At 68.0% G+C, this 5,810-nt stretch carries 5 protein-coding genes and 1 pseudogene; 2 read left to right on the top strand and 4 right to left on the bottom strand.

Features of this window, described 5'->3' with window-relative positions; all coding sequences use genetic code 11:
* Window positions 1-834 precede the first annotated feature (834 nt).
* Complete coding sequence (locus ACFHWU_RS28510) at window positions 835-1,191, top strand: hypothetical protein (RefSeq protein WP_416592211.1); 357 nt, start codon at window positions 835-837, stop codon at window positions 1,189-1,191.
* Window positions 1,192-1,200: 9 nt separating this feature from the next.
* On the opposite strand, the gene ACFHWU_RS28505 is transcribed toward ACFHWU_RS28510, so the two are convergent.
* The 4 genes and pseudogenes from ACFHWU_RS28505 to ACFHWU_RS28490 all read right to left on the bottom strand — a co-directional run.
* Window positions 1,201-2,487: a S1 family peptidase gene (locus ACFHWU_RS28505; RefSeq protein WP_416592210.1), complete on the bottom strand. Its 1,287-nt coding sequence runs from the start codon at window positions 2,485-2,487 to the stop codon at window positions 1,201-1,203.
* 503 nt (window positions 2,488-2,990) lie between these two features.
* The gene (locus tag ACFHWU_RS28500; RefSeq protein WP_416592209.1) at window positions 2,991-4,073 is read right to left on the bottom strand and encodes a hypothetical protein; all 1,083 of its coding nucleotides are present in this window, start codon (window positions 4,071-4,073) and stop codon (window positions 2,991-2,993) included.
* Window positions 4,074-4,316: 243 nt separating this feature from the next.
* Complete coding sequence (locus ACFHWU_RS28495) at window positions 4,317-4,538, bottom strand: hypothetical protein (protein WP_416592208.1); 222 nt, start codon at window positions 4,536-4,538, stop codon at window positions 4,317-4,319.
* A gap of 258 nt (window positions 4,539-4,796) precedes the next feature.
* A pseudogene (locus tag ACFHWU_RS28490) lies at window positions 4,797-5,430 on the bottom strand (AAA family ATPase); the annotation flags it as partial.
* Between the two features lie 72 nt (window positions 5,431-5,502).
* Here ACFHWU_RS28490 and ACFHWU_RS28485 point away from each other — a divergent pair.
* Window positions 5,503-5,810, top strand: a 308-nt coding sequence (locus tag ACFHWU_RS28485; protein WP_416592207.1) for a hypothetical protein, incomplete at its 3' end; no start/stop codon positions are given.

Raw genomic sequence — 5,810 nt, 5'->3', positions numbered from 1 at the left:
GACAGCAGCCACACAACCGCAGGCCACACCCCAAGATCAACTTAAGCTACGCAGCATTGGGATCAGGGGAAGGCGCAACGGTTGGCGAACGTCGATCATCCGGCGCATCCTGGCCGACCGGGCGTGGGGCCATGTCTGGCGTTCTAATCTTCAGCAGAGACCGCGCTGGGATCCTCCGACAGGCCCTGCCCGTGCCGGTGGGCATCGACCACGGCGAGGGCGGTCATGTAGACGGCCAGGACCTGTCTGTGCTCAGCCGCAGCGGCGGAGAGGCCGACCCGCGAGACCGTGGTCCCGGCGGGCCGCGAGCGGGGTCGGAATATGGATGATCTGCCAGACTGCGCATTCCAACGGACGTTGGCCCGCCGACCGATCGCTTCGTCGACACCAGCGGCGTCGAGGTGGGCATCCAGCTCGGGCGTCCGACGCCTACTCTGGGATGGTGCGAATGGTCCTGGCTGCCGCAGAAGCTGAACAGCGTTCTTCGTCTGCACGACTTGGTCCCTCGTGGACAGCATCACCGTCCTGCCCAACGGGCCCTACCAGGCCAAACACCCAAACCTATGCAGCCCTGTCAGGACGGGAACCCGGGCAGCCCGTGCAGCGTCGAATGCGAGAGATAGTACTCGCGTAGTGAGGAGAAGCGTAGTGCCCAGCAAAACTAGATTCTTGGCCTTGGCTGTCGCCGTGGTGCTGGCCGCTACTGGGTGCGCCGTGGGAGACGACGTTGGTGGGGCCAGGCCTGACCAAGCTGCGGAGCAGGTAGAGGATTTGCTGCGCACGAGGTACGCACGATGGTATGCGGGTACCATACTGGATGAGCCTGCCGGTACGATGACCGTCTATCGTAAGCCAGGCAGCGATCTCGACGTCGTGGTCCGGAATCGGTTCGCCAACGTCGACATCCGATTCGCGGACGCCCGGCTCTCGGAGCAGGAGATGCTGTTGTTGACCGAGCAGGTCATGGCCGATGTGGAGTACTGGCGCGGCGAAGGTATCGCCGTTTCTGGCGCGGGTCCGTCGCCCGACGGCTCAGCTGTGCGGGTGATGACGGTGGATGGGGCAGCAGGTGAGGCGGAGAGACTATCTGACCATTATCGGAAGCCGATCGTGGTGGAACGGGGCTCGGCTGAGTTTGCGCCTTTCTCGGTCGGTCCGGACGGAATTCCGTCCGGACCGACCAGTAGCTGACCAATAATGTTAGGGGGTGAGGAAGTTTACGCTGAGCCGGGACAGTTGCTCGTTGATGTCGACGTACCACCACTTCCACGAGCATTGCCGGGAGTTGGGATCGTTGATGTCTCCGCTGGGTACTCCGTTGCAGGGCACAATTTCGTCGCGGTTGGCCGAGCGTAGGCTGATGATGCCGCGGGCCGTGCCGCTGTTGCCGGACTGCACATAGACGGGGCCGCCGCTGTCGCCGTTGCCGACGGCGGCGACGCGGTTGGCGCCCTCAGCTCGGACCAGGCCTCGAATCGTGGGTCCGCCGATGGGCGTGAGGGTCTGGTTGAGCGCTTGGACGGTCCAGCCGCAGGCGGAGCCGGAGAAGGATCCGCCGGAGCAGACGAGGTTGCCGACGTGGTTGGTGGACGCAGCGCTGATGTTGCGACCTGTGTTGGTGTCGCCGCTGGCGAAGGACGGGCCCTCGTACACGCTGTAGCCAGCGTTGGTGAGGATCAGCATGCCGTCGTACTCGACCGTCGTGTTGGAGAGGGTGTTGCCGATAACGGTGCCGTTGCCCGTTCGCCATTGCCCAGCGCCGCAATGCGCCGCAGTGAGCAGGTAGCGGGCTGCGCCGTTGATGCCCCGCACACCGAAGCCTGAGGTGCAGGCACCACCGCTCAGGATGAGCGCGCCACCCCAGTAGGGCTGGGTGTCCGCGAACCGGGTCGTGAACTCGGCGGGCGACTCGAGCGACACGTCCAGTTTCACGCTACCGGTCAGCTCGTCAGATACCTCGCGCAGATCGGTAGATGCGCGCCTGTCGCCTTCGGCCAGTGTGACACCGACTTCAAGGCTGTTGCCGTCCGGGGCGGGGCCGACGAGCACGACGTGGCCAGACGAGAACTGTTGTCCCGCGAGACGGTCAGCCTCCTCTTCGAGGGTGTGCAGCGAGTAGGCTGCGGCCCGTACCTCGACGTCGATTCCAGCCCGGCGTACCTTCGCGATAACGATCTCGACCGCCGTTGTCAGCTCACCGTGCCAGTAAACAGTCAGGGTGTTGGCGGCGGGATCAACTCGGTCACCAGCGAAACCCGACAGAGCCAGGTCGCCGGCTGCGACCCGGATGGCGTCAGCCGCATCGTTGAGTTTCTCCTGGCGGGCGAAGAGTTGGGCGTACTTGTGCGCTTCGTCTGTGGCCGGTTCTGTTACCGGCGCGATGTCAGACACCTCCGACTTCCCAGGCTCTGCCGAGGCGGGCGCAGGCACGGCTGCGACCAACGCGACGATGATGCCCCCTACCAGGATGCTTCTGATCTTGCTCACAGATGCTCCCATCTCGGTAACGACATGCAAGCACGACCTTACCGTTAGTTATCGATACATTCAAACCTCTCGACTCATTCAGTGATCGAGGCTGGTAGGGCTGCAGACATGCCTCGCGCTGCCCTGCCGGCCGGGTCATCTGGCGCCTGCCTCGCGGGTCCTCTAGCGTCCGCGCGACTTCTCGCAGCCGATCGGGCTCATGCTCCTCGTCGTCGTCAACCACCTTGTGGACGACGACGTGGCGCACGGCTCCGACACGCAGCCCGTGATGTGGGAACCCGCTGAACGCGGCGGCCCGCCGATCCGCGCGGCCAGGACCACCATTTGGCAGTCCGCAATACCGGAGTGGTCGGCTGGGTGGTCTCGGATGGGGTGGGTGTTGGCCCTCCGGATGCCGGTGTCGTCCCGGACGGTCGTCCGCTACGCGGGACGGTCCAGGGAGGAACGGACGATCAGCGGACGGTTGCTGATCGTCCCGGACGGTCCGCTGATCGTTCCTCGGGCTACGAGGCCGCCCGCTCGTCCGACGCCGGCCAGTAGCGCTGTACCGTGCGTTCCGACACTCCCAGCCGGGCGGCGACCTCAGCTGCCCGCGCGTCGGCCTTGCGGGCCAACGCCCTGGCGACACGTTCGGCGGTTGACCGTCCGCGTCGTGGCGACATCCGACCCTCGGCGCTGTCGACACCGGAGACCGTGGCTGTCGCCACGGCGCTGGCCCCACTGTCGCCAGCAGTGGCAGGAGGTGTCGACAGCGGGGCGGTGACAGCCGGTGCCAGCCGGTCGGCCCAGGCACCGTAGTCGACCCGCTCGGCCAGCTCGGCGGCGAGCTGATCCAGATCGAGGGTCCGGACCGCGATCTCGGCCATCCCCGCGTCGTGTTGGTCGGCGCGTACCACCCGTTCGACCGCGCGGGCGATGGCCGGACGTCGCTTCTCCTCCCGCATCGCCACCTGCGCGGCGTGCAGCGACTCGAACAACCCCAACGGCCGCCACCCGCCGCCGGCGGCGTCCGCCCGGCCCTGGCGGGCCAACTCCGCAGCCCTCGCGGTCCAGACCGGATGACGGACCCGTCGCCACAGCCCGTAGTCCGGGGCGGTGTCGGCCAGCTTGCCCGCCGCCCGCAGCGCGTCCCGCCGCCGAGCGGCCGAATGCAGCAGCCACAGCGCGTACGCCGAGACGGACAGCACACCGAACCCGCCCGACCAGTACAGGTCCGGCCAGTGCCCGGCCACCAGAATCCCGACCGCCACCGTCGCCACCACGGCGAAGAAGATCCGCAGCCCGTACGCCCGCTCACCCAGGCGCATCCGCTCGTCGGCGATCGCGGCCAACGCCATCGCCAACAGCTCCAGACACAACGCGAACGGCAGCACCGCCGCCACCCGCACCGCGCCCGGAACGTCTGGTCCCCACGGCACGTGGGCGACCGCCACCCACGTCTGGCCGATCACCGCGCCGGTCGCCGCCACGGCATAGAACCAGTACGCCAGCCGCGCCGGAGACCAACGCGGCTGCGTCATCGCCGCCGGCCGCTGGCCGGCAGCCGTCCGGGAGGTCACCGCCTCCCGCTCAAACTCATCGATCATCGCCCTGGGCATAGTGGTCACCCCCTCTCCCTGGGCTGGTTATGTCGAGACCGGCCGCGAACCGCAGCCGGCCAACGCGGCACACCGCGCGGACCGTCGAGCACGTGTGGACGACATCGACGCCGACCGGCACACCCGGCCACGAACTCCCGACAATCGCCAACTCCTGCGAGTGCGCGAACAAGGTCGTGCCCGCGACGTACACCACGGTCACGGCCGTCAAGATCCGTTCCGTACGGCTCCTCACCACGACCACCCACCCTCGGCTTCGGCCTCGGTCGTGAGCAGCCGCAACGCGGACAACAGCCGGGACGCGTCCCGCGCCGCCATCGCGATGTCGATGTCACCGTGCTGGATGTGAAGGTAGGTCTCGCACGGCCACGGGGCGACAGCCTGCGTCAGATACGCCTCGCTCACCCGTGGCGCGAGGGCTATCACCGTGGTCAGGTCGAGACGGATCGGCACAGACCGGTGCGCGCCGCCGACACCGGGCCGGTACCCGTCGACCTGGCTCGCCGGATCAGCGGTACACCGGGAACGGTCACACCAGGCGGGATGACCTGACTCGGCAGCGGTCCGGCGGCCCAACGAAGAAGGTTGACCTTCTGAATGCTGCGACCAACTCATCGGGCCACCTCCCCAACGGAGGCGCGCGCCGCAGTCGGGCCAACGATCCCCGGATGCACCGGCCAACAGCTGACCGCCGCTAGCCGGTCAAACCGGGCTGTAAGCGACGAAAAAAGTATGCCACATTGCGGGATGGGTCTTGCCGGTGCCGGGTCCGCCGTCGACGACGAGGGCACCAGCCGAGCCGGCGCGGATGATGGCGTCCTGGTCGGCGGCGATGGTGGCCAGCACGTCGCGCATCCGGTCCGACCGGTGCCCGCCGAGGCTGGCGATGAAGGCGGACTGGTCGTCGAGGGCGCGTGCCCGTCGAGCGCGTCGGCGCTGAACACCTCGTCCCAGTAGTCGCTGATCCGGCCCATCGTCCACCGGTAACGCCGACGGCTGGCCAGGCCCATCGGGTTGCCGTGGGTGGCGCCGAAGAACGGCTCGGCGGCGGGGGAGCGCCAGTCGAGCAGCAGTTGACGGCCGGTGTCGTCGGTCAGACCCCGCCGTCCGACGTACACCGGGTCTGAACGGTCGTCGGGGACCATCCGGCCGAGACACAGGTCGAGGCCGAACCGGCGCTGCGCCCGCAGCCGTACGGTGAGCCGGCGGACCTCCTGGTCGCGGTCCAACGCCCGCTGGCCCCCCCGGCCGGTGCCTTCCGAGCCGTGTCGAGCCGCTGCGACAGGTCGGTGGTCAGCTGGTCGAGGCGGTGCGCAAATTTAGTCCGCCTGGCCACCAAGCCCAACCGGTGCCGCTGATCCGTCGTCCGCTTCGACCGTGACGGCGCGAGGTTCCTACCGCTAATAGCATCGGCCGCATGACTGTCGAACCGCTCCCGCCGGGCGCGGGTGACCCTGCGGATCGCCTGCGTCTGATGCTCCCGGAAATCCTGGAGGCGATTCGTGACCCTGGGGCAGCGTCGCCCGACCTGCTGACTGAGTTGGAAGCAGCCGTCGTGGGCGAGGCGTCCGGCGCTGGCCGCAGGCTCCGGCTGGTCGGTCGCGCACGCAAGGTGAGTGTGTCGATGCCGGAAGACTTGACTATCGCCGTGCAGCAGCGGGTGGGCCGGGGGGGTGTCCCTATGGGTTGTGTCAAGCGGCGAGGCGGGGTTCGTCCGCCGGTTTG

It is taken from the genome of Micromonospora sp. LOL_015 (assembly GCF_048060275.1).
GTDB lineage: Bacteria > Actinomycetota > Actinomycetes > Mycobacteriales > Micromonosporaceae > Micromonospora_E.
This window is presented reverse-complemented; position numbering and strand designations above follow the sequence as displayed.

Coding starts and splice junctions, on each gene's coding strand:
- ACFHWU_RS28510 (WP_416592211.1), top strand. CDS start 835: ATGACCGTCTATCGTAAGCCAGGCAGCGATCTCGACGTCGTGGTCCGG.
- ACFHWU_RS28500 (WP_416592209.1), bottom strand. CDS start 4,073: ATGATCGATGAGTTTGAGCGGGAGGCGGTGACCTCCCGGACGGCTGCC.